1 protein-coding gene is annotated in these 243 nt (G+C 62.1%); it reads left to right on the plus strand.

What is annotated here, in order from left to right; translation table 11 throughout:
- A partial coding sequence (locus AC0L23_RS40170) for an ATP-binding protein (RefSeq protein ID WP_473358447.1) occupies positions 1 to 243 on the plus strand: 243 nt, incomplete at both ends.

The following is a 243-nucleotide window of genomic DNA, read 5'->3' on the forward strand; positions in this document are numbered from 1 at the left end:
CGCTTCTACAACGTCGTCGACCTCGTCAACCGGCTCGAGACCGAGACCCGCAACGGTCGGCAGGGACGGCTCGCCGAGCATCTGACCCGCATGGACTTCATCGTTCTCGACGAGCTGGGCTATCTGCCATTCGCGCAATCGGGCGGTCAGCTCCTGTTCCATCTCATCAGCCGGCTCTACGAGCGCACCTCCATCATTGTCACCACCAATCTTGCGTTCGGCGAATGGCCGAGCGTGTTCGGC

Source organism: Bradyrhizobium sp. MI1.4, assembly GCF_055811315.1.